This window comes from Vibrio japonicus (assembly GCF_024582835.1).
GTDB classification, from domain to species: Bacteria; Pseudomonadota; Gammaproteobacteria; order Enterobacterales; family Vibrionaceae; genus Vibrio; species Vibrio japonicus.
Map to the genome: position 1 here is coordinate 23,352 of NZ_CP102096.1, position 26,070 is coordinate 49,421.

Consider the following 26,070-nt stretch of genomic DNA (forward strand, 5'->3'; position numbering starts at 1 on the left):
TTATGTGTTCTCCAGCATGTCATTATTTGAAGCGCCTGGCGGTACAAGTGGCCATACGTTTTCTTCTTCGTCGATCATAACGTGAAGCACGTATGACGTTTTGCTCTCTAGCATCTCTTTTAACGCTGGCTCCACCTCTTCTTTTTTAGTGATGGTTTTTCCTGGAATATCAAAAGCTTTTGCTAGCATGATAAAGTCCGGATTGTCATCAAGAATGGTTTCACTGTGGCGACCATCAAAAAATAGAGATTGCCACTGACGAACCATACCCAAACGTTGGTTGTTTAAGAGAACGATTTTGACCGGGATTTGGCGGCGCTTTAATGTCCCCAATTCCTGAACGTTCATCATAAACGAGCCATCACCAGTAATAAGAATAGACTGATCATCTGGTCTCGCGACTGCTGCGCCCATTGCGGCAGGAAGGCCAAAGCCCATCGTCCCAAGGCCAGCGGATGTGATGAAGTTTTGTGGCTCACGCGGTTGGATATGCTGCGCTGCCCACATTTGGTGCTGGCCGACATCGGTCGAGACGATCGCGCTGTCTGGCATCAGGTCGGAAAGTTGTTTCAATAGGCCCGGTGCGTAGATAAGCTCGCCCGGATGATCGTATCGCCACTTAAATCCGCTACGCAGACTTTCGCTGTGTTTGACCCAAGGGGTGATATCTTGAGTCAATTCTAATTGGGCCAAGCTTTCAGGGATTTCGCCACGGACAGGTGCGTTTGCTTGACGAAGTTTATGGATCTCAGCCGCATCAATATCAATATGGATAACTTTTGCGTTAGGGGCAAACGTGTCTAGCTTGCCTGTCACTCGGTCATCAAATCGCGCACCAACAGCAATTAACAGGTCACACTCTTGCACGACTAAGTTGGCCGCTTTGGTACCATGCATGCCCAGCATGCCAAGGTAGTGAGGATCGTGACGCTCAATCGTACCTAAGCCTTTTAATGTGCTAACTGAAGGCATTGGGTTAAGACGCAGGAACTCGCGAACCGCTGGCGTAGCATGGCCTAACTGGACACCACCACCGACGTATAAAACAGGTCGAGAGCTCTGTGATAGCAGCTCTTGGGCTTTAGCTATTGCGTCTGAGCTGGCAACTGGCATTGGTGGAGGAGTAAAAGAAGGAAGGTGTTCTACAGGAGCTTGTGCTAGCTGTACATCTTTAGCGATATCAACGATTACCGGGCCTGGACGGCCTGTTTTCGCGACTTCAAACGCTTCGGCCATGGTTGGCGCAAGTTCGTTGATATCGGTAACTAAGTAGCTGTGCTTGGTACAAGAAAGTGACATACCGATCACATCCATTTCCTGGAAAGCGTCTGTCCCGATATGAGAGCTGGCTACCTGACCTGTGATGGCCACCAGCGGGATAGAATCCATAAAGGCATCGGCTAGACCGGTTACTAGGTTGGTGGCACCTGGCCCTGATGTTGCCATACAAACAGCCACATCTTGAGTCGAGCGCGCCATGCCGATTGCAGCCATTGCTGCCCCTTGTTCGTGACGACAGAGTATGTGTTCAACACCGCCATCGTATAATGCGTCGTAAATTGGCATGATTGCACCGCCTGGGTAACCAAAAACGGTTTTGATTCCCTGTTGCTGCAACGCGGCTACGACTAACTCAGCTCCTGTCATCACATTCCTCCCTGTTTATCGCTGTTGCGATTTCTTTTTTGTATGCACGTCATGTGCGCTCCCATTCTTCCTGTTAATTCTGACCTTTGAACGACTTTGGTCAGGATGAACCCTGTTTTTTAGCTTCTAAGTTGCAAAAAACCCCCGGACTTTTCAGTGCGGGGGTTTTTTTTATTCTGTGGCTATTTTTCGCCCACCATACCCCGCGCGGAATCAATAATGACCACGATAATCAGGACAATCAGTGCGTTAGTGCGGGCGGTTAAGTTCATCATTCTTATCTAATGTTGTGTTTGTGCAAATATGGTTCTAAATAGCTTACGCCTTTAGTGGTATCACACCTATCCGTTAAATGACAAGCAAAAAGTCATACTTTTTTCACATTTTATCAGCATCTGTTCGGGATATATAACAAGCATGATGACGTTTTATACAGCTTATCAAGGAGATGAAGAGTGAATGGGATGAAAGTGGGTAAATTATGGGATTAGCAATTGTTCATAGTCGAGCTTCGGTTGGTGTTGAAGCACCCAATGTAACGGTTGAAGTGCATATTAGTAACGGAATGCCGGGGTTCACTCTAGTCGGTCTTCCCGAAACAACAGTTAAAGAGTCACGAGATCGGGTGCGTAGTGCGATCATTAACTCGCGTTTTGAATTTCCGGCCAAGCGAATTACCGTCAACTTAGCGCCAGCGGATTTACCCAAAGAAGGCGGTCGGTTCGATTTACCTATTGCGCTGGGCATTTTGGCTGCTTCAGAACAGCTCCCAGTCACCGAGCTAAACGATAAAGAATTTGTAGGGGAGTTGGCTTTATCCGGTGAGCTGCGAACGGTGAAAGGGGTGTTGCCCGCCGCGTTAGCCGCTAATCGAGACAAACGCTCTTTGGTTGTTCCTCACCAAAATGGTGATCAGGCGGCGCTGGTGGGGAAAGCGACGCACAAGTCAGCGCAGAGTCTACTCGAAGTGTGCGCTGATTTATGTGGGCAGCAATCTCTCAGCCTTCATCAGACGAGCAATCGAATTCAGCCAGCATCGAATGGCCGTGATCTTCAGGACATTATTGGTCAGCAGCAAGGTAAACGAGCGCTCGAAATCGCTGCCGCTGGCAATCACAACTTGCTATTTCTGGGGCCTCCTGGGACGGGCAAAACGATGCTCGCGTCGAGACTGTGTGACTTGCTGCCTGAAATGAACGATGAAGAAGCGATGGAAACCGCTTCCGTTGCCTCGCTGACCCAACAGGAAATCAATATTAATAACTGGAAGCAGCGTCCGTTTAGAGCACCTCACCACTCCAGCTCAATGGCGGCGCTAGTTGGTGGTGGCTCAATTCCTCGCCCTGGCGAGATCTCTTTAGCGCATAACGGCCTATTATTTTTGGACGAAATGCCTGAATTTGAAAGAAAGGTACTTGATTCATTGCGAGAACCGCTAGAGTCGGGAGAAATTATCATTTCTCGTGCACAAGGGAAAACCCGTTTTCCCGCTCGTTTCCAATTGGTGGGTGCGCTCAATCCTAGCCCAACGGGTTATTATGAAGGCAACCAATCTCGCGTTAACCCACAAACCATATTGCGCTACTTGAGCCGCTTATCTGGTCCATTACTCGATCGATTTGATATGTCGATTGAAATCCCATCGCTACCCAAAGGGACATTAGCCGAAGGTGGCGATCGGGGAGAGCCAACGTCTGTTGTCAGAGATCGAGTGCTGGAAGCCAGAGCGAGAATGGAGCATCGGGCAAAGAAGTCCAATGCGTTGTTGGGCAGCCGCGAGATAGAAAAGCATTGTCCTTTGCAAAAACAGGACGCTCAATTTTTAGAAAGTGCTTTGCACCAATTAGGGTTATCGATTCGGGCCTATCACCGCATCATCAAAGTTGCTCGCACCATCGCTGATTTGGAAGGAAAAAGTCATATAGAACGTTCCCATCTTGCCGAAGCATTAGGCTACCGCGCGATGGATCGGTTGTTGAAACAATTGACGGCACAAGCGGTGTAGTAGGGGAAAGTCCTGCCATTTTGTCTGAATTGAGCGGAATCGTCTTGTTTTACCTGTTGATAGGGTAAACGTTTTCGTATCCATTTATTGCAACGATATTATGTTTTTTGTTGCGTTTATTAGAACGGATTGTTGGTTATATAGCATTAGTGACAGTGTGGTAATTATGATTTAATCAATTTGCTACACAAGCAAAATGGAATGATTTATAACCAACAAGGAAGCTAAAGATGAACAGCTTGAAAGGACAGTTGGGCAATTGGAGACTTCACCTTTTGGTGATTGCAATTGCGGTATTCGCCGAACTCGTCGGCGTAATCAAAGTGCCGTTAGGCAGCAGCAGTGTGGTACTGCTTCCCCTCTTTTACGCATTTATTATCGGTCTGGTTTTTAACCCGAATGTGGTCAGCGCCGCTAAGCTGATACTCAGCTCTAAACAGGCTGAAAAAGCCACGCCAATCATCATTATTTCTGTACTTCCTTTTTTGGCGAAATTCGGCACGTTAATCGGTCCTTCTCTGAATAAAATCATGGCGATTGGTCCGGCAATGATTTTTCAGGAACTTGGCAACCTCGGAACCATCTTGATAGCGATGCCCGTTGCTATTCTGCTATTAAAAATGGGACGCGAGTCGGTCGGCGCGTGTTTCTCTATCGCCCGTGAACCAAACATCGCACTGATTTCAGACAAATATGGCTTGAAGAGCCCAGAAGGCATCGGTGTCATGGGTGTGTACGTAATGGGCACCATGTTTGGTACGTTGTATTTTGCGATTCTGGCTTCTTTGCTTGCATCAACAGAATGGTTTGATGTCCGCGCACTGGCTATGGCATGTGGCGTGGGCAGTGGCAGTATGACGGCAGCGTGTTCAGCGGCGTTAGGTGAAAGTGTCCCAGCGATGAAAGAGGAAATTCTTGCACTGGCTGGTGCGAGTAACTTGTTAACTAACGCGACAGGTCTGTTTGTCGGGTTGTTTATCGCCCTACCTTTGACCGAAAAACTGTACCGCTTACTTGCGGGTAACAAGATGGAGAAACAAGCACAGCAGTCAGGGAGTGATCTAAATGTCTAATACAGCAACGAAAAAGAATGTAAATGCCGATATCAACTTGCTCGATTACGCGATGGTGTTGGCCATTGTTTGTGTCGTCGCGCTGATCAGTAACTGGACTGGCACGGGCGTGACACCTCTATCAGCCTTGCCGGGCATGGTGATCATCTTTGCTATGGTGATGGCGGGATTGGTGTTAGCTAAGGTGATGCCGTTTTATTTACCATCGGTAGCGTGGTTGTCGGTAGTCAGTGTGTTACTCACTATTCCTGCCTCTCCACTTGCTGAGCCGATTTTAGGTTACGTAAAAGATATTAACTTTTTGAGTTTGGTTACTCCGGTGCTGGCTTATGCTGGCCTAGCGATCAGTAAACATGAAGTCACTACCTTTAAATCTGCTGGTGGTAAGATCGTACTGATTGCTATCTTGGTCTTTACTGGAACTTATATTGGTTCAGCTCTGGTTGCGAACGCGCTGCTGTAAGTGCGTTCAGCCAGGTTGGATAACGTGAATCAAAAGAATAAATCGGCTAGAAAGGTTATGACAGAATACATCAAACATCACTCCGAAGAGCATGCTCAGCTTGTACAATGGCGACGTGATATCCATGCCCACCCAGAAACCGCCTATGAGGAGTTTAGGACGTCGGAGGTTGTGGCCGACATCCTAACTAACTTAGGTTTGAAGGTGCATCGTGGTTTGGGTGGTACTGGCGTGGTTGCCACTTTACACGGCAGTTTAGGAGAGGGCGAAAGTATTGGCTTACGAGCAGATATGGACGCACTCGACCTTGATGAGCTGAACACTTTTGCTCATTGCTCAACCCACCAGGGTAAAATGCACGCTTGCGGCCACGATGGTCATACGACCATGCTTCTGGGCGCTGCTGTCATGCTGGCGAAAAATCCGCACTTCAAAGGAACGGTGCATTTCATTTTCCAACCTGCGGAAGAAAATGAAGCGGGTGCAAAAGCGATGATTGAAGACGGCTTGTTTGAGCGTTTTCCTGTCAAAGAAGTGTACGGTCTGCACAACTGGCCGGCCTTGCCTGCTGGTGAAGCGGCAGTGCACGATGGTGCCGTAATGGCGGCGTTTGATACTTTTGATATCAAAATCGTCGGTGCAGGTGGACACGGTGCGATGCCGCACGACACCATAGACCCAATCTATACCGCCAGTTTGATCGTCAATGCTCTGCAAAGCGTGATTAGCCGTAACCTCGATCCACAAAAGTCGGGGGTGATCAGTGTGACGCAAATCAACGCGGGTCACGCGTATAACGTAATACCAGAAGAGGTGGTATTCAAAGGCACAACGCGTTCGTTCTGTCCTCAAGTTCGTGACTTGATCGAGTCGAGAATGAAAGAGGTGGTGACAAGCATTGCGCAGGCACAAGGGTGTAAGGCTGAGATTGTCTATACTCGACGTTATCCCGCGACGATAAACACACCAGAGGAAGCGGCAAAGTGTCGCGCAGTATTGGAACAAATGCCGGAGATCTCGCGTTTGCATCTGAACCCACCTGCAAGTATGGGCGGTGAAGATTTCGCGTTTATGTTGGAGCAACGACCGGGTGCTTACATCTGGTTGGGTAATGGTAGCCAAGAGCATACCCATAACCTGCACAGCCCGAACTATGATTTCAATGATGATGTTCTGCCTATTGGCGCGAACTTCTGGGTCAGGCTGGTGCAGCATTTACTGACCAAATAAAGGATTAACAATACCAGACCGATGGATGATAGAGCCTTAAAATATTTCGAGGTGGTCGCTAAAACCAAAAGTATTCGTGCAGCGTCGGAGATTCTGCACGTTTCTCCTTCTGCCATCAGTCGTAAAGTGGCTCAGCTTGAGGCTCAACTCGATGTGCAATTACTGGAACGAGTCGGTCGTGGCGTCAACCTTACCGAATCCGGTATTCGCCTGACCGAGTACATTCAAGACGTCAACCAGCGTAAGAATGACTTTATCTCGCAATTGTCGGAAATTGAGCATTTGCAGTCGGGTACTCTGCGTATCTCCATCGGTGGCGGCTTTATCTCCGATTTGCTCAACAACGCGATCACGCAATTTTCTCGCCTTCATCCTGGAGTGAAACTGGTGTTGCAAGTCGGCGGTGGAGACGATGTGATTGATAGCATCAAGAATGAAGACGCCGATATTGGTTTGCTGCTTAATGCCAAGCACGACCCAAAAGTGGATGTGCTGTACTCCTGTGCTTTCCAAGAGTTGAGCTTGCTGGTTCCGAATCAAAGTCCGTGGGCGACGCTCGACGCTTGTTCCCCTTCACAATTATCTGAGATCCCTTTGGCGCTGTTGGGCGAGTCTTTTAGTATTCGTCGTGCGGTGAATCTATATGAAGCCCGTCAGCAGATACGGCTCAAATCTTTAATGGAATGTAACTCTTTCGAGGCGTTGAAGAGCTTTGTCGAGGCTGGCTTGGGTGGAACGTTACTTCCCAAAGTTTGTGTGACGAAAGAATTGAAGAGTCAATGCTTTGTCGCTGTCCCTGTTGAGGGTATGCACACTCTTGATGCCTCCGTTGATCTTGTGATGCGCAAAGGCCGACTTCAAAATGCGGCGATCAAAGAAATGAAATCGTGCATCATCAACAGGATGTGTGCTTTTAACGCTTCACAGAGTAGTTAGGTTAATCTCTTCCCATAAGTGTCTTCGTTTGAGTGTGTAATTGCTCAAGCTAGGGTAGTATTGCTATAACAATGGATTATTGATAAGTGGTTGTTGAGCAATCATGTATGCGATGGGGAATAGACAATGAAGCTACAGCAACTTCGCTATATTCGTGAGATAGAGCGAAATGGATACAATATCTCTTTAACCTCTCAAAAGTTATTTACTTCCCAGCCAGGGATAAGCAAGCAAGTCTCGTTACTTGAAGACGAACTTGGCGTGCAGATATTTGAAAGGCATGGCAAACATCTATCTGGTCCGACGGAAATTGGTAAACAAATCATCCATGAAGCGAGTCAGATGCTTGAAGTGGAAGAAAGGATAAAAGCAATTTCTGCCAGTGTCGCTTCTCCTGAGCAAGGGCGATTGAACATCTATACGACCAATGCGATCGCAAAGTTCTTGCTGCCAGAAAGTGTCCGTTACTTTATGAACCGATACTCTAAAGTCTCTCTGCATATGGGTACGATAGAGCCGGATACGCGTGGTAACTCATTGCCGACCGGGCCTTATGACTTTTCTATTGTGGCACAAGACGTTGATGAGCAAATGGATTTGGCGATGCTTCCTGCGTACAAATGGTCATTGAGCTTAATTGTCCCTTCGGATCATCCACTCGCCACTGCTGAAACGGTCACGCTGGAAGATATTGCGAAAGAAAAACTCATCAGCTACGAGCTCAAATCAACGGGCCGAATTGCGATTGATAATGCGTTTGCACAGCGTGGCTTGGATCCTCAGTACATCGTGACCGCCATGGATGTGGACGTGATTAAAGAGTACGTGAGCCTAGGCGTTGGGATTGGGATTATCGCTTCAGTGGCGACGCACTCGATCAACAGTTCTATCACAGTACGCTCTTTGGAAGGCCTGGTGCCGGATTGTTATGCTTGGCTTTGCTACAGCAAAAATATTTATCTACAGCGTTATATGTATGACTTTATTGAGAAGTTTGCGCCTCACCTAACGCGCCCGGTGATTGAAGACACCGCACATATGTCTAAAGCTGAATTACTGAAATGGTTTGAAGGCGTGCAGTTGCCAACTTACCGCTAGAGAGTGATAAGCCTAAGAGTAAAGAACCACCTAAATTTATCCAGATTAATGGGATTAGGTGGTTTTTTTACGTTTTAGCTTAGAAGTGGTAGCTCATACCAACAGAAGTTAAAAACTGGCTTTTGTCATAAAACTTGATATTTGCATCCGTGTTTTTGTAGCCTGCCAACGCAACCACAGACCAGTCTCGCCATTCATTACCAAGTCTATATTCGTATGCAGTAAATAGGCTGTACACATTTTCCTCACGAGTTTTGCTGAATAGAGGATGTATCTCGTCATATGAGCGATGGGTGTAACCTGCCGTGATCGCTAGCTTATGACGATCTAATAGAGTGGCATAAGATACTTCACCTCGGTATGAATCATAGGAGTTGGCGTCACCGTCAGCATCTGCTGAGATGTAAGTCAGGGCTGGGACTAAATAGGTAGAATTGCCCAGTGGCATGCGATAACTACCTCGCATGTAATACCAGTCACTATCACGATCTAGTAGTTTGGCTTGATCGGCGGTCAGTTGAGTGACTCCTGAACGTTCCTCGTCAATGTCTTTAGAACCAAACGCGGTATCAAGGCTAAAGTGACTGCCTTGGATGTTGGTGAATTTGAGTCTATAAGCCATCCCGTCTTCATCGGTTTTCTGGCGTGTTTGGTTAACAACAAATGGGTCTGCCCAAGTTTCTCCCGACATAATGCTAGGTAAGACGGAAACATCGACGATGGTGCCTGAGCCGAGTTGTTGCTTATAGCCTAATTCAACGGCGAGAGCACCGATCGCGATATCTTCACGCGATGTGCCGATATAGACTTGTTTGTCGAGTGAATGACCAAAGGTGTAATTCAGTTTGCCTAATGGGAGTGCCGTAATACGTGAGTCAGTAGAGGCTTCTTGGTTGAACTGATCTACGGTTTTCTCACCCTCAGTGTCAAAGTTGGATTTTGACGAAACATATCCAGCACTTAACGAAACTTCACCACTAAACCCTGAATGTTCGGATAGCTTAGCCATGGTTGGCGTTGAAGCTATCGCCAAAGAGAGTAGTGTGAGTTGAGCTTTCATGAAGGCTTCCTTTTATGTAATCGTTGGTTGTTAATGGGACCACCACTTTGCCGATCAACTAATCTGACCATCGGCAGTGTGATTCCAATGTTTTGTTGACGCTGTATAATTACACACTGTTTTATTGCAAGTGAAATAAATAAATGTGAATTTTCCTATAAAGGAAATAGCTGAAGATGTTAATAAGTTAGCGATTTAAAACACAAATATTGGTTAATCTTTTTTTGAGGTTTCATTTCTGAAAATTATGCTGTTCCCTTTTATTTTTGCTCTCAACATTGTACTCGTCATTTTCAACTCCGTGCTGTGCTCAATCGCAATATGCCTCATTGCTCTGATCAAGGCGTTGTTGCCCACTTCTCAACTGAAAGTCAAAGCAACCTCATTGGCCAATAAAGTCATGTGGTTTTGGTCAACGATCAACGCAGGAATTTTGTCTGCGACAAACCATGTTGAGTGGGAGATTGAGGGGGGTGAAGAACTCAAGAAAGATGGCTGGTATTTGCTGATCAGCAACCACTTAAGCTGGACTGACATCGTGGTACTTTGCAGCGTGTTCAAAGACCGCATCCCAATGCCAAAGTTTTTTCTCAAGCAGCAGTTATTGTACGTTCCATTTATTGGGATGGCTTGTTGGGCGCTGGATATGCCATTCATGCGTCGCTATTCGCGCGAGTATCTAATTCGCCACCCTGAAAAGCGTGGCCAAGATTTAGAGACGACTCGACGATCGTGCGAAAAATTTAGAAATTCACCAACAACGGTGGTGAATTACGTGGAAGGCACCCGATTTACAGCAGAAAAGCAGCGTAAGAGTAAATCAAGCTACGCATATTTGTTGCCACCGAAAACTGGCGGAATCGCGTATACGCTGGCCGCAATGGGTGAGCAGTTCGAGAATATTATCGATGTCACCTTGGCTTATCCAGAAAATACGGACAAACCCTTTAGAGATATGTTGCTGGGGCGGATGACCAAGATTGTCGTTCGTATCAAGGTATTGCCAGTTGATGAACATGTCAGAGGGGATTACTTCAACGATAAACCGTTTAAGCGCCAATTTCAGCAATGGTTAACGGGTGTGTGGCGAGAGAAGGATGACGTACTTAAGGATATTCACCAACGCCATTAAAGTGTTAGAGACAAAAAAGGGAGCGTTCAGCTCCCTTGCGTGTATTTGTTACTTAGTCAGCAGGTAGTTTACCAATTCAAAGTACTCATCCGTTGTTTTAATACTTTGTGCTTGAACTAGGTACTTGTTGTTTACTACAACCGCAGGAACGCCAGATAGGCCGCTATCTTTAAACTGTTTGTCAAAACGACGAACCATAGAGTCTACTGCGAAGCCTTTAAATGCAGCGTCAAATGCTATTGCATCCACACCTTCATCAATGAAGATTTGGCGAAGTTCTTCGTCATTTTTTGGTGCTTTACGCATGTTGTGGATGCGGTTAAACATCACTGGCACCATTTTATCTTCAACTTTTAGTGCAATCATGGTTGCGTAGGCTTTACTCATAGACTCGCCCATGTTGCCGCCCATGAATGAAACGTGATTCTTTTGCAGTTTTGCGTTGTCTGGTAGCTGTGCTTTTAGCTGCTGAATGACAGGTTCAAACGAATGACAGTGTGGGCAGTAGAATGAAAAGAACTCAGTCACTGTTGGTTTCGCCGAAGCTTCTAAATCTAGAACTTTAAAATGCTGACCTTCTTTAAATTGCGCAGCGTGAGCAGAAAGACTCATTATCAGTGTTGCAGCTAATACAAGCAGCTTTTTCATTGTTAACTCCATTTTCTCTTTAGTTACCGGATTACCATTGTGGCATGAGTGATAGCGGTGGTTCATTGAGCGCTGAAATTTGTTCTTTAAACGCCAGCACCTGACCTTCCCAATATTTTGGATCATTAAACCAAGGAAAAGCGATAGGGAAAGCAGGATCCTGCCATCTTTTTGCTAGCCATGCCATATAGTGCACCATACGTAGACCACGTAAAGGCTCAATAAGTTTCAATTCGCTGGTATTAAAGTCGTTGAACTCTTGGTATGCCTCTAAGATGGTATCCAATTGCATCGTCTTTTCAGAACGATCGCCACTTAGCATCATCCATAGATCTTGTACCGCTGGTCCGTTGCGCGAGTCGTCTAGGTCGACAAACATCGGTCCGTCTCGCCATAGTATATTTCCCGGGTGGCAATCGCCATGGAGACGAATAATAGTGGCGGATTCGTCCCAGTGTTCTTCTATCGATTTAATGAGTAGATCTAGATCGTTAAAAAATGCATTTTCCAGATGCATGGGAATAAATTGAGATTGCTGAAGCAGTTCGCGCGGTTGGTATAGATATTCTTGTAAGCCGATTGTCGGTCTGTGTTTGAATGGCGTACGAGATCCAACCTTATGGATTCGTCCAAGAAAGCGCCCGACGCCTTCGAGTTGATCTAAGTTATCTACCTCAAATTGTCGTCCACCAACACTGGCAAACAGGGCAAAGAAGTAGCCTTGATACTGGTGTAATGTCATGCCGTTAATCTGAATAGGAGGCGCGACAGGGATATCTGATTCAATCAACTCAAGGGTGAAGTTATGTTCTTCTCGAATTTGTTCTTGGCTCCAACGCTCAGGACGATAAAACTTCACGACGTAGCGTTTGCGCTCTTCATCAGTAAATTGATAGACGCGGTTTTCGTAACTATTGAGTGGTAAAAAACCAGATTCGGCTCTAATACCAATGCTCTCTAGGGCATACCACATAAAGTCAGGGGTAAGCGCATCAAAGTTAAAAGCTTGTTGTGTCATAAAATAAAAAAGGCTCATTGCTGAGCCTTTTTCCATCGTTTTTTGTAGAGGTGTTATAGCTTTTTAATAAAGCGGCTCTCTACTGCAATCGTAAAGTCTTCACTATCAGACAGTATAAACTGAATTGTTGAAACAGAAGAGCTTAGATTATCGGGGTCTACCCCTAAACTCATCGGAAGATTGAGTACCTCACCAGGCGCGACTTGAACCGTTTGTTTACCGTACCAAGATACGTCGCTTAGGCCTTCAACATCTAGGTTATAAGTTTGAGTTTGCTGAGTTTTGTTGATGATCTTCAGCGTATAGGTGTTTTCGACTTCGCCAGAGCTATTGGTTCGGAACAGTTGGTTTCGATCTCGAAGAACACTCAAGCCAGCCGGATCGACCGCCGCGATCTGGGCAAAGAATAGAGCGATCATCACCAAAAGCGCAGCACCGTAACCGAGTAACTTCGGACGCATAATTTTGGTGTGTTTCCCTGATAAACGGTGTTCTGTGGTATAGCTGATCAGGCCTTTTTCGTACCCCATACGTTCCATCGTGTGGTCGCAGGCGTCAATACACGCACCACAGTTTATGCATTCGTACTGCAAGCCATCACGAATATCGATACCAGTTGGACACACTTGTACACATAGGTCACAGTCGATACAGTCGCCTAGACCAAGCGCTTTGTGATCGGCTTTACGAGAGCGAGGGCCGCGTTTTTCACCGCGTTTTGTATCGTAACCTACGATAAACGTGTCTTTGTCGAACATGGCAGATTGGAAGCGTGCGTAAGGGCACATGTGAATACACATAATTGAGCGCATCCAGCCCGCGTTACCATAGGTACAGGCCGCAAAGAATAATACCCAGAACACTGGCCAAAACTCTGCGTTGAAGGTAAAGAAATCGACAACCAGTTCACGAATTGGCACAAAATAGCCCGCAAAAGTAAAGCCTGTTGCTAAGGCAATCGCCCACCAAGCGAGGTGTTTTAAGCCTTTGCGCATTGCTAGGTTAGCAGTGAGTTTTCCTGAGTCTTGCTTACGTCGTTTGTTGGCACTGCCTTCGAGTTTTTCTTCAAACCAGATGTACATGAAGGTCCAGACGGTTTGTGGGCAGAGGTAACCACACCACACGCGACCTAAGAAGGTCGTAAGGAAAAATAGACCGAATGCTGAGATCACAAATAGCAGCGCGAGCAGTGTCAGATCTTGTGGGTATAAAGTGGTACCGAAAAAATTGAATTGCTGTTGGCCAACATCCAGTAAGATTGCTTGGCGGTCACCGTAAGGAATCCATGGCACCATCGCAAACAAGACCAATAAAAACCAGCCGCCGTAACGACGTAGCTTTTGAAACGTCCCTTTACTCTCACGGACATAAATTCGGTTACTCGGGTTAAATCTATCCCCGTTGTTTTTATGAGTTTTGGGGTTATATGTTTTAGGAGTCACATCTTTGATATCGATTTTGTCCTGACTCATTCCGCTTCCTTCTTAGGCTATTCGGTGCGATTTATTCTATTCACACTCTTTTCAACATTGCTTGTAAGATATTTTAGTAAATTCTTATGAACGGCGATTATATACGCTATAACAAATTCGTTTCTTTAAGGCTATCAACCTTTAGCAACAAAGGTCAGTACAGTTTTATAAAAAAATGGCCTAACAGTCTGATGTTTCTCTATGAGATTGATATAAAAAGAGCGACCAGAAGGCCGCTCCTTAGAGAGCTATTTATTCGATGACACCACGTGCACGTAAGATGGCGGTTTTAAAGTCGTTTTCTTGGTCTTTTTTGAGCCCTGGAATCATTTCATCACTTTTGCTGTTACGCATTTTCAGGTGATAAATCAGTACATCATCTGAGAGTTCTTCTAGCGGCCCTTTATAGCCTGCCTCACTTGCTAACTTGACAAGAAATTGTAGTAAGTTAAGTTCCTGATCTTTTTGCCATTCAGGCTCTAACAGCTCAATCAGCTCTTCTATACGATGGCATTTCATCTTAATTATCCACAACGTTTATAGTGACTTGCCAGTAAAGGTATCAAATTGAACTGCTGAATATAAGAAAAAAAGCGCAGTTCACACTGCGCTTTTTCATTAAGCTGCCTTCACTACTTTTGCAGGTGCGGACGTTAATAGAGCGGTCTTTTCTACCAAAGTCATTGCAGGCGCTGCTTTTTTCGCCGTTGGTGCAGCAGCAAAGCCACTGCGACGACGCATCGCACTCGTATTCGTGTGCGAAAACCTGACGGTTGTTGGGCGCATTTAGTTACCTAACTGCCAGGCATCTCCATTGCCAATCTAATGGCCTGATAAATTATGAGTTGAGCTTCATTACTGAAGGGTGGCTCTTCTGGCTTTCGCCAATCCAAATAATCCATCAGGAATAATGATATGCATGCATATCGATAATTAGATTAGCACCAACTTTTTATTTGGTCGATATCTAATCACTAAGGGTTTTAATGAAACACTACAATTATGTGAGAAGCGTACTAGTAGTAAGACAGCTTACGAGATTAGTATGGGTCTATAAGCATATTGCTTGGTTTTAAGATCGCGAAGGAGGAGTGTATGTCGTTATTCAAAAAAACGCTTGCGAGCTTTGGTATAGGTTCAGCGCAAGTGGACTCTGTCCTGAAGCAAGAGGTGCTGTACGCAGGCCAGAAATTGAGTATCACCATCCATGTATATGGCGGCTCGACAGCGCAAGAGATAGATAATATTGATGTGAAGCTTTGCTGTCGTTATATCAAAGAAGTCCCTGCTAATAATAACAATGACAGAGACGATGGACCCATGAGACGCGTGCCGACGACCTATGTGCTTGCCAAGTGGAAACTCCCTTATGCCTTTACGATCGGGCATGGTGAAGATAGAGAGTTTAACGTGGAATTGGATGTGCCATGGAACACACCCGTGACGATAGGTGACTCAAAAGTCTGGTTAGAAACTGGTTTGGATATCGCGATGGCGAAAGACCCAAGTGATAAAGACATCCTCACGGTTCGCCCTGATGATTTATTGGATGGTGTATTTACAGCGCTTGAAGAGCAGGGGTTAAGAATCAGACAAGTTGAATGCGAAGCAGTGGATGGCTTTGCGTTGCCATTTGTTCAAGAGTTTGAATTTGTGCCTACTACGGGGCCATTTCATGGCCGTTGGCGAGAGTTGGAAATAGTGGCGCATAGAACAGATGATGAGCTCCAGATGTGGTTCGAAATTGATCGTCATCGAGAGGGAGCCAAAGGGATGTTAGCGACTTTACTTGGTGTTGGTCAGCTGAAAAGGCAGTTAGCAATTCCGTTAGACACTCCACCTGATGAAGCTGGGCAGAAAGTGCTCGCTTATCTCGATGAGAATTCATAGCGACTTCTGATTTCCCCACCTGACACTGGAGCTACTCACTTTCGCTCCAGTGTCAGTATTAACGACGCCAAAAGGCTGGGAAAAAAAGCACAATTAAGGTCAGAATCTCCAGTCGTCCCATTAGCATGCCCAGACTCAATATCCACTTGGCCGCATCGGGAAGCGGAGCGAAATTGCCCGTTGGGCCGATCACGGAACCCATCCCCGGGCCTACGTTGGCGACCGCAGTCACAGCGCCAGAAATACTGGTGATTGGATCAAGCCCCATCGCACTGAGTGCTCCTGCAATCACAATCGTCGTGATAAAAAACGTCAAGCCAAAAGCAATAATCGAACGCACGATATCGTCATTGACCGGGCGGCGGTTATAACGCTGCACGAAGACCCCTGACGGGTGGATGAGTTTCATCATTTGCTTGTTAAGCAGTGTCATGGCGATCTGAAATCGGAAAACTTTGATGCCACCAGAGGTGGAACCTGAGCATGCTCCCGCCATCATTAAAAAGGCGAATAAGGTCGTCGGGAGCGCTCCCCACGCGGTAAAATCTTCTAAACCGAAACCTGTGGTCGTGACAACAGAGACAATGTTGAACATGGAGACGCGTAACGCATCCATGATACTGTAGTCATCGCGTATCACTAGCCAAGCCGCAATAACTAGGCTGGTAATCAGAAACAATGCAGTAAAGCCACGAACCTGCGCATCTTCAAATAGCTCATCCAATCGACGTTTACGTAGTGCAGAGACAAACAATAGAAACGGCAATCCTCCCAAAAACATAAATAGGGTAGCCACCCAATGAGCCCCTTTCGAAAAGTGGTTCATTGAGCCGTCTGATGTAGAGTAACCGCCAGTTGAAAGCGTGGTGAAGGAGTGGTTGATGGCGTCAAACAGCCCCATCCCCGTCATCATGTAGCCGATTAAGCACAGCCCCGTCAGAATCAAATAGACGACCATGATGTTTTTTGCCACGGTTTTGGCTCTGGGACTGCTTTTATCTGACCAATCTGATGATTCTGTGTGGAATAGTTTCATCCCGCCGACGTTGAGCATCGGCAGTACCGCCACCGCCATAACAATAAAACCGATCCCGCCCAACCATTGCAGAATCGAACGCCATAGCAGGATGCTAGGAGCCATATCATCCAGACCGCTGAGTACCGTTGAGCCAGTGGTGGTTATTCCCGACATCGTTTCAAAATAGGCATCGGTGAAACTGATGTGGTTTATGAACATAAACGGTAGTGCAGCAAAGGCACTGGCGATGGACCACACCAAACTGGTGATGAGGAACATGTCGCGAACACTCAGCTTAAATGTAGCGGTGCTGCCTATCGATAAACAGGCAAAAGCGATGATATGAGTGATGATGACCGCTTGGCCAAACTCGATAAAGCCAGCCGTACCAGTGAAAAAAGCGACCAGAGTCGGGACGTACATAAACAGGGCCAGTTTGGAGAGAACTAGCCCGACCACAAACAGAACGGGGCGGAAATTGAGCATGTCCCTAACCTTATAGGAAGAACGGACTCGGTTGGAACAGGGCTTCTACGTCTGGCACATATTTCTTATCAACTAAGAACATCACCACGTGGTCATCTTGTTCAATCACGGTACGGTCATGGGCAATCAGGACTTCTTCACCACGCACGATAGCACCAATGGTCGTGCCTGGCGGTAGTTTAATATCACCGATCGCTCGGCCAACTACTTTTGACGTCGTTTCATCACCGTGTGCGATCGCTTCAATCGCTTCTGCTGCGCCTCGTCGTAAAGAGGATACGTTAACAATATCGGCACGACGAACGTGAGTTAACAACGCAGAAATCGTTGCTTGCTGAGGGGAGATTGCAACATCAATCACACCGCCTTGAACAAGGTCAACGTAAGCACCACGCTGGATCAAAACCATCACTTTCTTCGCGCCCATGCGCTTAGCGAGCATCGCAGACATGATGTTGGTTTCATCTTCGTTGGTCAGTGCGATGAAGACATCTACTTGATCGATGTTTTCTTCGCTGAGGAGTTCCTGATCGGCCGCGTCACCACAGAAGACAATGGTGTTTTCGAGCTCTTCAGAGAGTTTTTCAGCACGTTGGTAACCGCGTTCAATCAGCTTCACGCTGTAGGTTTGCTCCAAACGTTTTGCCAAACTTGCGCCGATATTACCGCCGCCCACGATCATTACGCGGCGATACGGCTTTTCCAAACGTTGCAGTTCACTCATGACTGAGCGAATGTGGTTACTTGCTGCGACAAAGAACACTTCATCATCGGCTTCGATAATGGTTGTTCCTTGTGGACGAATTGGTCGGCCTTGACGGAAAATGGCAGCCACACGAGTGTCGATGTGCGGCATGTGCTCACGCAGCGTGGAAAGTGCATTACCAACCAGAGGGCCGCCATAGTAGGCTTTTACTGCCACAAGGCTGACTTTTTGATCGGCAAAGCTTACTACCTGTAGTGCACCTGGGTATTGAATCAAGCGTTCGATATAGCTTGTGACTAACTCTTCTGGGGCAATTAGGTGATCGACGGGGACCGCACCGGACTGGAATAGCGCTTCTTTCTCGGCTAGGTACTCTGGTGAGCGAATCCGTGCAATTCGGTTTGGCGTGTTAAACAGAGAGAACGCGACCTGACAAGCTGCCATATTGGTTTCGTCCGTATTTGTCACTGCGACCAACATATCCGCATCTTGTGCGCCCGCTTCGCGAAGCGAGTTTGGATGACTGGCGTGCCCGTGTACCACACGCAAATCGTACTTGTCTTGCAGTTCTCGCAGTCGGTCATTATCTCGGTCAACAATCGTAATATCGTTGTTTTCACCTACCAGGTTTTCTGCCAGCGTACCGCCTACCTGACCTGCGCCAAGAATGATGATTTTCATACTTTGTTCTCGTTTAACCTATAAATAGGGCGGTGAAATTGCCTTCACCGCCCAACTGAATTACGCGCTTTTCTTAAGGATGGCGTAGTAAAATCCATCCATCCCTTCTTCACCAGGCAATATCTGACGACCTGGATTGTTCGCGTCAGAGCCTTCTAACTGCGCGTTAGCTGTACGGGTAAGAAACGCCTTTACCTGCTCTTTGTTCTCTTGTGGCGTGATTGAGCATGTCGCATACACCAAAGTACCACCCGGTTTAAGCTGTTGCCACATGGCATCTAAAATTTCACTTTGTAGCTCTGCCAGTGCCGCGATGTCATCGCCGCGACGTAGCCACTTGATATCTGGGTGGCGACGAATAACACCGGTAGCCGAACATGGCGCATCAAGCAGAATGCGATCAAATTGCTCGCCTTGCCACCAGTCTTGCGGATTACGGGCGTCGCCGCAAATAACTTTTGCGTTAAGTTTTAGGCGCTCTAGGTTTTCGTGAACGCGCTTTAGGCGTGTTTCATCGCAGTCTATAGCGACCACTTCACAGCCTTGGGTACGTTCCAGAATATGCGCGGTTTTACCGCCCGGAGCAGCACAACAATCTAAGATTAGCTCGCCGTCTTTCGGAGTTAAGTAATTGATTGAGAGCTGCGCAGCGGCATCCTGAACGGAAACCCAGCCTTTATCAAAGCCTGGCAATGTCGTTACGTCACATGGTACTGCCAATCTTAGGGCGTCGTTCGCTTCACTGTGAGCAGTGCTATCAATGTTTTCATTTTTGAGCAGTGCTTGGTATTCGTCTCTAGTATGGTACTGGTGGTTGACGCGAAGCCACATTGGCGCTTTGTTGTTGTTCGCTTCAACAATCTGTTCCCATTGATCTGGATAGCTTTCTTTCAGTAGCTTTAAAAGCCAGCTAGGATGACCGTATTTACCTGCATCGTGGCTAACCGCCATGGCATCCAACTCTTCTTGGTTACGTTGGTAGTTGCGCAGTACCGCGTTGATTAATCCACGCAGACGAGGACCTTTGAGCTCTTTAGTGCCTTCCACTGTTTCACCAACGGCCGCATGGGCAGGAATACGCATGAAGCTCAATTGATAGATACCAACCAAGATCAAGTGGTGAAATACGCGTTGTTTGCCTTTTAATGGTTTATCCATCAGCTCATTGGCAATGGATTCAAGGCGAGGAAGGTAGCGCAGTGCGCCAAAGCAAATCTCTTGCAGTAGAGCATGGTCACGAGGTCTTACTTTTTGTTGAGCCGCAGGGAGTGCGTTAGAGAGAGAGTGACCTTTGTCGACCACGAGGAATAGGACGTTTGCTGCAGCAGCACGAACATTCATGATGAATACCTTAATGGTGCGAGACCATCTCTGATCTCAAAAAGTTCTTAATAGTGAGCCAAGCCTAGAACGTTGGATTGGCTCATGTTTATGGGTTAGCTCAGTACGCTTCCAACTTCAAACCAGTTGGCGCGAGAGTTGAGAATATCTTGCACTGCCATGGCTTTTTTACCTGGCACTTGAAGCTGTTCCAGTACCAGTACGCCATTGCCCGTCGCCACGTAGATACCCGTCTTATCCGCTTGCAAAATCGTTCCTGCAGGCTTATCAGTCGATTGTTCGTCTACTCGGCTTTGCCATACTTTGATGTTGTTTTCTAACGCTTCAAAGTGGCTCATTGGCCATGGGTTGAAAGCGCGAACACAGCGTTCGATGTGCGCAGCGTCATCGCTCCAATTGATGCGAGCTTCTTCTTTGCTCAGCTTCTTCGCGTAGTTCGCTTGCTCATCATCTTGTTTTACAGGTACTGTCTTACCGTTTGCGATGTCAGCCAGACACTCCACTAGTGCTTGAGGGCCTAGCTCAGCGAGTTTCTCGTACATAGAAGCACTGGTGTCGGTTGCTTCGATAGGTAGCGTCGCGACTTTCAGCATCTCGCCAGTATCTAGACCAATATCCATCTGCATGATGGTCACGCCAGTCTCTTTATCGCCAGCCCAAATAGAGCGCTGAATCGGTGCTGCACCACGCCAACGAGGAAGAATCGAGCCGTGTACGTTGATACAACCCAGTTTAGGGGTATCAAGCACCGCTTGTGGCAATAGCATACCGTAAGCCACCACGACCATGATGTCAGCGTTTAAGTCTGCAAGCTCTTGTTTTGCTTCATCAGACTTAAAGTTTTCTGGTTGGTAGACAGGTACATTGTGTTCAACGGCTAAGTTTTTAACTGCACTTGCCGTCAGTTTCTTACCACGGCCTGCTGGACGGTCAGGGTTAGTGTAAACAGCAATGACATCGTGCTCCGAAGACAACAACGCCGCCAAATGACGGGCGGCGAAGTCCGGAGTACCTGCGAAAACGATTTTTAAAGGTTTGCTCAAGGTACTTTCCTTCAATTAATTAGCAACTAGGCTTAGCTTGCGTGCTTCTCGTTAAAGCGTTTGATTTTCGCGAGCTTTTCTTGAATGCGCTTACGCTTTAAAGGCGAAAGGTAATCAACAAACAGTTTGCCTTCTAGGTGGTCAAGCTCATGTTGAACACAGATGGCAAGCAGGTCGTCTGCTTCAAATGTAAACTCTTCGCCGTCACGGTTTAGCGCTTTTACGCTCACTTCAGCTGCACGCGGAACCAGTGCACGTGCACCAGGTACAGATAGACAGCCTTCTTCAATGCCATCTTCACCGCGTTTTTCGATGATTTCTGGATTGATCAGCACCATTGGCTCGTCACGCGTATCTGAAACATCGATAACGACAATGCGTTGGTGGAAATCTACCTGGGTCGCAGCCAGGCCAATACCTTCTTCGTCGTACATGGTTTCAATCATGTCATCAACGAATTTTTGAATCTCAGGAGTCACCTCTTCTACAGGCTTAGCGACTGTGCGAAGGCGATCATCCGGGAATGTTAGAACTTGTAATACAGACATATACACTCGAAATGTTGAACTGTGCCGAATCGGGATAAACCTCGTTGGCTCAATTCTAGACATTTTATAGCCTAAATGACAGCATCATTACGTTTTTAACGCGTTTCTAAAGCGTTTGTACGAACAGAAACACTGTTCATTTTATTCGTTATCAGGATGATCGTCATGCCACGCCACTTAGGGTTTTCTATTGGAGCGCTACTCTCTTTAAGCCTTACCTTTCCTACTTTCGCGACAGAAAAACCATTGACTGTAAAAAAGGATGCACCCACTACTTACACCGTTGTTCAGGGAGATACCTTGTGGGATATCTCTGCCATGTATTTGGATAGTCCATGGCTTTGGCCACGGTTATGGCAAGTGAACCCTAGCATTGACAACCCTCACCTCATTTACCCTGGTGATAGACTAATTCTAATATGGCGCAATGGACACCCGGTGTTAAGCCTAAAGCCAATGAAGAAGTTGAGTCCTAAAGTGCGTGTATTGGAAAAAGAAGCACTGACGACGGTAAATGATGGACTGGTACTGCCTTACATTGAATCAGACCGCTTATTGAGCGAATCAGAAATTGCAGCGAGTCCTCGAGTGTTGGGCTCAAGTGATGGAAAACAATTTCTCTCAAACGAAGGATTGTTATATATCACTGGCGAACATAAAGTGAAGTCATGGACGATTTATCGCCCACTGAAAGAATACACCCGAGACGCGCATAAAGTGATTGCGATGAAACAGGTCGCAACGGCAGAGTTAGCTGAGACAAAGTCCGAGTTCAGCGGCTTGAATGTTCTGACTCAAACCCAAGAAATTTTGGTTGATGATATTGCGTTGCCTGAGGTGGATATAGAGTTGAGCTCTCTCTCCACGACGTTTTATCCTGCCCCATCACCACAAGGGAGTGTGGCTAATATTCTAGGTTCTATCGATGGAAGTCACTTTGTTGGCCAGAATCAGGTGGTAGTGATCGATCGTGGTGCTCAAGATCAGCTTCGCCAAGGCTCAATGTTTGAATTGTATAAGCAGGGCGTCGCTGTCGAGATCGAAGATTCAGAGACCGATAACGCTTATTTACCCGATACACGTATAGGCCATTTGATGGTCATTCGTCCATACTCTCATTTCAGCTTAGCCTTAGTTACAGAAAGCTCGGAGCCAGTGAGCCAAGTAACACGACTAAAAGCGCCTTTGGTTAACACATCTCAATGAATGACGTAGAGCTATCGGCTTGGCTGGCGCTCTATTTTACGCCTAGAATTGGGCCGAAAACCTTTCAGAAGCTGACTGCGATCGATGCACCACGAGCATTGGTCGAGTCAGCGCCTTCCACATTGCAATCGGTAGGTTTTACCGACACGCAAATTCAATACCTTAAGCACAAGGCACCTCAGGATGTCGAGGATTGTGTGAAGTGGTTGGAGGGTGCCAAGCACCGTCATATATTGACTCTTGAAGACGTCCATTACCCTGCGTTACTCAAACAAACGGGCAGCGCACCAGCGGTATTGTTCGTTGAAGGTGATGTGAGCTGCTTATCTCAGCACCAGTTGGCGATCGTTGGCAGTCGCAACGTCAGTATCGATGGCCTAAATTCGGCACGAAATTTTGCCGCAGACCTGGTAGAGCAAGGATTAGTGATTACTAGTGGTTTGGCACTAGGTGTGGATGGGTATGCTCATGACGGCGCTTTGAAAGGCGGAGGGAAAACCATCGCCGTGCTTGGGTGTGGGCTCAATACAATTTATCCCGCGCGGCATCGAAGCTTAGCAAGCCGAATCACTGAAAGTGGTGCCCTTGTTTCTGAGTTCCACCCAACAGCGAAACCGAAAGCTGACCATTTCCCAAGACGAAACAGAATCATCAGTGGACTATCTACAGGCGTTCTAGTGATAGAGGCCGCTGAAAAAAGTGGATCGCTCATTACTGCGCGTTATGCGGCAGAGCAAGGTCGGGATGTGTTTGCGATTCCTAGCTCAATACACAATTCAAATGGCCGTGGATGTAATCTATTGATTAAACAGGGAGCTTGTTTAGTTCAGACCACCCAAGATATTTTGGATGAAATAGATGTGCTAATTCGTTGGTCTAATGCCAATAAGCCCCCGCAACAATGCGATCTTTTTGAAGAAATAGATAGCAAAGAAGGATTGCCATTTCCTCAGCTGTTAGCTAACGTAGGAAATGAAGCGACACCAGTTGATATTCTGGCAAACAGGACCAATATACCTGTGCAAGAAGTCATGATGCAGCTCCTGGAGCTTGAGCTTTCAGGGCATGTTGTTGCAGTTTCAGGTGGCTATATTCTAAGGGGGAGGGGCAAGCTATGATGATGGATATTTTAATGTATCTGTTCGAGACTTACATCCATAGCGATGCGGAGTTACAGGTCAATCAAGATGAGCTGGAAGACGAACTAAGTCGTGCTGGTTTTCATCAAAAAGACATTTATAAAGCCCTTATCTGGCTCGAAGAGTTGGCCGCGCTGCAGCAAAGTGAGGCTCACTCAGCAATTTCTGTTTGCAGCACTTCGACTTCCACTCGTATATACACTGCAAAAGAGTGCGAACGCCTAAGCATTGAATGCCGTGGCTTTCTAACTTTTCTAGAGCAGGTAAACGTGTTGACAACGGAAACGCGTGAAATGGTAATCGACCGTATCATGGGTCTCGAAACCGATGACTTTGAACTCGATGATCTAAAATGGATTGTGCTAATGGTGCTATTTAATGTACCTGGCAATGAAAACGCTTACACACTTATGGAAGAGTTGTTGTACACCAAAGAACAGGGTGTTCTTCATTAATTAACTTTCATTCTATGAGCAGTAAGATCGATCATCAGTTATTTTCCGCGCATGAGCACGCTTTGGAACATCAAGCGTGCCCAAAGTGCTTGTCTGACGGACGTCAAGGCGAACTCCAGCTTCGCCACGGCAAACATGGCCCATTTTTAGGCTGTAACCAGTATCCTGCGTGTGACTTTATCAAACCACTTCACCAGAACGACGGTCATGTCGTAAAAGAGCTGGGTATTGCTTGCCCTGAATGTGCGAGTGAATTGGTACTGCGTCAAGGACGCTACGGAATGTTCATTGGGTGCAGTAACTACCCGCAATGCCATCATATTGAATCTCTCGATTCTCATGACGAGAATGAAGATGCTCAGTTTGAATGCCCAGAATGTCACAAGGGGCACCTAGTAGAGCGTAAAACTCGATTTGGTAAGCTGTTTTATGCTTGTGATAATTATCCGAAGTGTAAGTTTGCAGTGAACCAGCCGCCTGTGTCTGGCAAGTGTGAAAAGTGCGGTTTCCCACTCTTGGTAGAAAAAAAATTAGCCAGTGGTAATAAAAAGCAGTGTGCTGACCGAAAGTGTCACCACACGCAATCAGAATCTTAAATAAGAACGGCGCTCAATGCGCCGTTTTTTCATTGCTTTTAGTTACTGGATGAGAAGTTTTCAGCAAACTCATGGACAGCGGGAAAGGCAGGTTTATCCAGTACACCAGCCAGAGCGCATAGTCTTCTTTGCAGTTCACCGGAGTAATCACCACAGACGTTTATATGACCCATCTTGCGCCCTTGTCGCTTTTCTTTGCCATACCAGTGAATGTGGCAACCGTCCATTTCTAGAACAGCTTGTGGGAGAGTGTCTTCGCCTAAGATGTTGATCATCGCAGTTTCACGAATCAGCTTAGTGCTACCAAGAGGCAGACCACATACTGCACGTAAGTGATTTTCAAACTGACAGGTTTCTGCGCCTTGCTGAGTCCAGTGGCCAGAGTTATGAACACGAGGAGCGATCTCGTTGACTAGGAGTGTCCCTTCAACATCGAAGAGCTCAAGTGTTAATACACCGACATAATTGAGAGTATTGGCCACAGCAGTGAACATTTCCTCGGCTTGTGCTTGCAGTTCAAGGTCAGAAATTGCAGTAGATAAACTCAAAACGCCGTTAGTATGGATATTTTCCGCTAAAGGATATACCGCGACAGAACCATCTTTTCCGCGTACACCGACAAGAGACACTTCGCGGCTGAACGGTACAAATTCTTCAGCAACAATTGCTTGGTTGTCGGTTGCGGTAATGCACTCTTCCATTTCTGCCCAAATTGCATCGGCTTGGGAGGCATCTTTCAAACGCCATTGGCCTTTACCGTCGTAACCGCCAAGGGCACTTTTTAATACCATTGGTACGCCAACGGATTCGATCGCGTTATAAAAATCGTCACGAGTGTTGATGATGTGGTACTTCGCATTACGGACCGCAGCGGTATCTAGAAGTGCTTTTTCAATACGGCGATCTCCACCGGCTTTGATGGCTTCTGAAGATGGTAAGAATTTACCGCTTTGTTCGCAGGTCTCAAGAACGTCATGGGGAATATGCTCAAACTCAGCTGTAATGACATCTGCGTTTGCTATCGCATTCTCCAGCCCTTTACCGATTACCGTTTGAGTTAAAGGATGGACGATATGTTCGCTGCTGACATCATACGCGGAAATTTCAATATTCAATGGCGCGCCAGCAAGAGACATCATTCGAGCGAGTTGACCAGCCCCCAATACTAAAACGTGCATC

General features: G+C 46.7%; 25 protein-coding genes. 12 read left to right on the plus strand and 13 right to left on the minus strand.

What is annotated here, in order from left to right; translation table 11 throughout:
* Positions 1 to 1,647 (minus strand): acetolactate synthase 2 catalytic subunit, encoded by a 1,647-nt coding sequence (gene ilvG / locus NP165_RS00105; RefSeq protein WP_257084380.1) that lies wholly within the window; start codon positions 1,645 to 1,647, stop codon positions 1 to 3.
* A 481-nt stretch (positions 1,648 to 2,128) separates the two neighbouring features.
* Between ilvG and NP165_RS00110 the strand changes: the two genes are divergently transcribed.
* From NP165_RS00110 to NP165_RS00135, 6 genes are all read left to right on the plus strand, one after another.
* Positions 2,129 to 3,652: a YifB family Mg chelatase-like AAA ATPase gene (locus tag NP165_RS00110; RefSeq protein ID WP_257084381.1), complete on the plus strand. Its 1,524-nt coding sequence runs from the start codon at positions 2,129 to 2,131 to the stop codon at positions 3,650 to 3,652.
* Between the two features lie 230 nt (positions 3,653 to 3,882).
* Positions 3,883 to 4,725: a DUF3100 domain-containing protein gene (locus tag NP165_RS00115; protein WP_257084382.1), complete on the plus strand. Its 843-nt coding sequence runs from the start codon at positions 3,883 to 3,885 to the stop codon at positions 4,723 to 4,725.
* Positions 4,718 to 5,188 (plus strand): hypothetical protein, encoded by a 471-nt coding sequence (locus NP165_RS00120; RefSeq protein WP_257084383.1) that lies wholly within the window; start codon positions 4,718 to 4,720, stop codon positions 5,186 to 5,188. The genes NP165_RS00115 and NP165_RS00120 overlap by 8 nt, the downstream gene beginning before the upstream one ends.
* A 57-nt stretch (positions 5,189 to 5,245) precedes the next feature.
* Positions 5,246 to 6,418, plus strand: a complete 1,173-nt coding sequence (locus tag NP165_RS00125) for a M20 aminoacylase family protein (protein WP_257084384.1) — start codon at positions 5,246 to 5,248, stop codon at positions 6,416 to 6,418.
* A gap of 21 nt (positions 6,419 to 6,439) precedes the next feature.
* The gene (locus NP165_RS00130) at positions 6,440 to 7,354 is read left to right on the plus strand and encodes a LysR family transcriptional regulator (RefSeq protein WP_257084385.1); all 915 of its coding nucleotides are present in this window, start codon (positions 6,440 to 6,442) and stop codon (positions 7,352 to 7,354) included.
* 126 nt (positions 7,355 to 7,480) lie between these two features.
* Positions 7,481 to 8,452 (plus strand): LysR substrate-binding domain-containing protein, encoded by a 972-nt coding sequence (locus NP165_RS00135; protein ID WP_257084386.1) that lies wholly within the window; start codon positions 7,481 to 7,483, stop codon positions 8,450 to 8,452.
* Between the two features lie 79 nt (positions 8,453 to 8,531).
* Here NP165_RS00135 and NP165_RS00140 read toward each other — a convergent pair whose 3' ends face one another.
* Complete coding sequence (locus NP165_RS00140) at positions 8,532 to 9,512, minus strand: DUF2860 domain-containing protein (protein ID WP_257084387.1); 981 nt, start codon at positions 9,510 to 9,512, stop codon at positions 8,532 to 8,534.
* A 247-nt stretch (positions 9,513 to 9,759) separates the two neighbouring features.
* On the opposite strand from NP165_RS00140, the gene yihG reads away from it, so the two are divergent.
* The gene (yihG, locus tag NP165_RS00145; protein ID WP_257084388.1) at positions 9,760 to 10,644 is read left to right on the plus strand and encodes a 1-acylglycerol-3-phosphate O-acyltransferase, YihG family; all 885 of its coding nucleotides are present in this window, start codon (positions 9,760 to 9,762) and stop codon (positions 10,642 to 10,644) included.
* Positions 10,645 to 10,692: 48 nt separating this feature from the next.
* Here the strand turns inward: yihG and NP165_RS00150 are convergent, their stop codons facing one another.
* The 5 genes from NP165_RS00150 to NP165_RS00170 all read right to left on the minus strand — a co-directional run bounded on the left by NP165_RS00150 (position 10,693) and on the right by NP165_RS00170 (position 14,568).
* Positions 10,693 to 11,292, minus strand: a complete 600-nt coding sequence (locus NP165_RS00150; protein ID WP_257084389.1) for a thiol:disulfide interchange protein DsbA/DsbL — start codon at positions 11,290 to 11,292, stop codon at positions 10,693 to 10,695.
* 31 nt (positions 11,293 to 11,323) lie between these two features.
* Entirely contained in the window at positions 11,324 to 12,310 is a 987-nt protein-coding gene (locus tag NP165_RS00155; RefSeq protein ID WP_257085603.1) for a serine/threonine protein kinase, read from the minus strand.
* Between the two features lie 53 nt (positions 12,311 to 12,363).
* Positions 12,364 to 13,782: a cytochrome c oxidase accessory protein CcoG gene (ccoG, locus tag NP165_RS00160; RefSeq protein ID WP_257084390.1), complete on the minus strand. Its 1,419-nt coding sequence runs from the start codon at positions 13,780 to 13,782 to the stop codon at positions 12,364 to 12,366.
* Positions 13,783 to 14,034: 252 nt separating this feature from the next.
* On the minus strand, positions 14,035 to 14,301 hold the full coding sequence (locus NP165_RS00165) for a YihD family protein (protein ID WP_257084391.1): 267 nt from the start codon (positions 14,299 to 14,301) through the stop codon (positions 14,035 to 14,037).
* A 99-nt stretch (positions 14,302 to 14,400) separates the two neighbouring features.
* The gene (locus NP165_RS00170) at positions 14,401 to 14,568 is read right to left on the minus strand and encodes a hypothetical protein (RefSeq protein WP_257084392.1); all 168 of its coding nucleotides are present in this window, start codon (positions 14,566 to 14,568) and stop codon (positions 14,401 to 14,403) included.
* 309 nt (positions 14,569 to 14,877) lie between these two features.
* Here NP165_RS00170 and NP165_RS00175 point away from each other — a divergent pair, with 309 nt between their 5' ends.
* Positions 14,878 to 15,672 (plus strand): sporulation protein, encoded by a 795-nt coding sequence (locus NP165_RS00175; protein WP_257084393.1) that lies wholly within the window; start codon positions 14,878 to 14,880, stop codon positions 15,670 to 15,672.
* Between the two features lie 58 nt (positions 15,673 to 15,730).
* Here the strand turns inward: NP165_RS00175 and NP165_RS00180 are convergent, their stop codons facing one another.
* The 5 genes from NP165_RS00180 to def all read right to left on the minus strand — a co-directional run bounded on the left by NP165_RS00180 (position 15,731) and on the right by def (position 21,495).
* Positions 15,731 to 17,176 (minus strand): TrkH family potassium uptake protein, encoded by a 1,446-nt coding sequence (locus NP165_RS00180; RefSeq protein WP_257084394.1) that lies wholly within the window; start codon positions 17,174 to 17,176, stop codon positions 15,731 to 15,733.
* Between the two features lie 10 nt (positions 17,177 to 17,186).
* A complete protein-coding gene (gene trkA / locus NP165_RS00185) occupies positions 17,187 to 18,563 on the minus strand; it encodes a Trk system potassium transporter TrkA (protein WP_257084395.1) in 1,377 nt (458 codons plus the stop codon).
* 60 nt (positions 18,564 to 18,623) lie between these two features.
* Positions 18,624 to 19,904: a 16S rRNA (cytosine(967)-C(5))-methyltransferase RsmB gene (gene rsmB, locus NP165_RS00190; RefSeq protein ID WP_257084396.1), complete on the minus strand. Its 1,281-nt coding sequence runs from the start codon at positions 19,902 to 19,904 to the stop codon at positions 18,624 to 18,626.
* 95 nt (positions 19,905 to 19,999) lie between these two features.
* A complete protein-coding gene (gene fmt / locus NP165_RS00195; RefSeq protein ID WP_257084397.1) occupies positions 20,000 to 20,947 on the minus strand; it encodes a methionyl-tRNA formyltransferase in 948 nt (315 codons plus the stop codon).
* Positions 20,948 to 20,979: 32 nt separating this feature from the next.
* Complete coding sequence (gene def / locus NP165_RS00200; RefSeq protein ID WP_257084398.1) at positions 20,980 to 21,495, minus strand: peptide deformylase; 516 nt, start codon at positions 21,493 to 21,495, stop codon at positions 20,980 to 20,982.
* Positions 21,496 to 21,660: 165 nt separating this feature from the next.
* Between def and NP165_RS00205 the strand changes: the two genes are divergently transcribed.
* Genes NP165_RS00205 through NP165_RS00220 form a run of 4 tightly spaced genes read left to right on the plus strand, consistent with a single transcriptional unit; the run spans position 21,661 to position 24,891 of the window.
* A complete protein-coding gene (locus tag NP165_RS00205; protein ID WP_257084399.1) occupies positions 21,661 to 22,701 on the plus strand; it encodes a LysM peptidoglycan-binding domain-containing protein in 1,041 nt (346 codons plus the stop codon).
* On the plus strand, positions 22,698 to 23,819 hold the full coding sequence (dprA, locus tag NP165_RS00210) for a DNA-processing protein DprA (protein WP_257084400.1): 1,122 nt from the start codon (positions 22,698 to 22,700) through the stop codon (positions 23,817 to 23,819). Before NP165_RS00205 ends, dprA begins: the two co-directional genes overlap by 4 nt.
* A complete protein-coding gene (locus NP165_RS00215; protein ID WP_306439752.1) occupies positions 23,816 to 24,295 on the plus strand; it encodes a DUF494 family protein in 480 nt (159 codons plus the stop codon). The genes dprA and NP165_RS00215 overlap by 4 nt, the downstream gene beginning before the upstream one ends.
* A 14-nt stretch (positions 24,296 to 24,309) precedes the next feature.
* Positions 24,310 to 24,891: a DNA topoisomerase family protein gene (locus NP165_RS00220; protein ID WP_257084401.1), complete on the plus strand. Its 582-nt coding sequence runs from the start codon at positions 24,310 to 24,312 to the stop codon at positions 24,889 to 24,891.
* A gap of 38 nt (positions 24,892 to 24,929) precedes the next feature.
* Here the strand turns inward: NP165_RS00220 and NP165_RS00225 are convergent, their stop codons facing one another.
* Positions 24,930 to 26,069, minus strand: coding sequence for a 5-(carboxyamino)imidazole ribonucleotide synthase (locus NP165_RS00225; protein WP_257084402.1), 1,140 nt, complete (start codon positions 26,067 to 26,069; stop codon positions 24,930 to 24,932).
* Position 26,070 lies beyond the last annotated feature (1 nt).

Coding starts and splice junctions, on each gene's coding strand:
- ilvG (WP_257084380.1), bottom strand. CDS start 1,647: ATGACAGGAGCTGAGTTAGTCGTAGCCGCGTTGCAGCAACAGGGAATC.
- NP165_RS00110 (WP_257084381.1), top strand. CDS start 2,129: ATGGGATTAGCAATTGTTCATAGTCGAGCTTCGGTTGGTGTTGAAGCA.
- NP165_RS00115 (WP_257084382.1), top strand. CDS start 3,883: ATGAACAGCTTGAAAGGACAGTTGGGCAATTGGAGACTTCACCTTTTG.
- NP165_RS00120 (WP_257084383.1), top strand. CDS start 4,718: ATGTCTAATACAGCAACGAAAAAGAATGTAAATGCCGATATCAACTTG.
- NP165_RS00125 (WP_257084384.1), top strand. CDS start 5,246: ATGACAGAATACATCAAACATCACTCCGAAGAGCATGCTCAGCTTGTA.
- NP165_RS00130 (WP_257084385.1), top strand. CDS start 6,440: ATGGATGATAGAGCCTTAAAATATTTCGAGGTGGTCGCTAAAACCAAA.
- NP165_RS00135 (WP_257084386.1), top strand. CDS start 7,481: ATGAAGCTACAGCAACTTCGCTATATTCGTGAGATAGAGCGAAATGGA.
- NP165_RS00140 (WP_257084387.1), bottom strand. CDS start 9,512: ATGAAAGCTCAACTCACACTACTCTCTTTGGCGATAGCTTCAACGCCA.
- yihG (WP_257084388.1), top strand. CDS start 9,760: ATGCTGTTCCCTTTTATTTTTGCTCTCAACATTGTACTCGTCATTTTC.
- NP165_RS00150 (WP_257084389.1), bottom strand. CDS start 11,292: ATGAAAAAGCTGCTTGTATTAGCTGCAACACTGATAATGAGTCTTTCT.
- NP165_RS00155 (WP_257085603.1), bottom strand. CDS start 12,310: ATGACACAACAAGCTTTTAACTTTGATGCGCTTACCCCTGACTTTATG.
- ccoG (WP_257084390.1), bottom strand. CDS start 13,782: ATGAGTCAGGACAAAATCGATATCAAAGATGTGACTCCTAAAACATAT.
- NP165_RS00165 (WP_257084391.1), bottom strand. CDS start 14,301: ATGAAATGCCATCGTATAGAAGAGCTGATTGAGCTGTTAGAGCCTGAA.
- NP165_RS00170 (WP_257084392.1), bottom strand. CDS start 14,568: ATGCGCCCAACAACCGTCAGGTTTTCGCACACGAATACGAGTGCGATG.
- NP165_RS00175 (WP_257084393.1), top strand. CDS start 14,878: ATGTCGTTATTCAAAAAAACGCTTGCGAGCTTTGGTATAGGTTCAGCG.
- NP165_RS00180 (WP_257084394.1), bottom strand. CDS start 17,176: ATGCTCAATTTCCGCCCCGTTCTGTTTGTGGTCGGGCTAGTTCTCTCC.
- trkA (WP_257084395.1), bottom strand. CDS start 18,563: ATGAAAATCATCATTCTTGGCGCAGGTCAGGTAGGCGGTACGCTGGCA.
- rsmB (WP_257084396.1), bottom strand. CDS start 19,904: ATGAATGTTCGTGCTGCTGCAGCAAACGTCCTATTCCTCGTGGTCGAC.
- def (WP_257084398.1), bottom strand. CDS start 21,495: ATGTCTGTATTACAAGTTCTAACATTCCCGGATGATCGCCTTCGCACA.
- NP165_RS00205 (WP_257084399.1), top strand. CDS start 21,661: ATGCCACGCCACTTAGGGTTTTCTATTGGAGCGCTACTCTCTTTAAGC.
- dprA (WP_257084400.1), top strand. CDS start 22,698: ATGAATGACGTAGAGCTATCGGCTTGGCTGGCGCTCTATTTTACGCCT.
- NP165_RS00215 (WP_306439752.1), top strand. CDS start 23,816: ATGATGATGGATATTTTAATGTATCTGTTCGAGACTTACATCCATAGC.
- NP165_RS00220 (WP_257084401.1), top strand. CDS start 24,310: ATGAGCAGTAAGATCGATCATCAGTTATTTTCCGCGCATGAGCACGCT.
- NP165_RS00225 (WP_257084402.1), bottom strand. CDS start 26,069: ATGCACGTTTTAGTATTGGGGGCTGGTCAACTCGCTCGAATGATGTCT.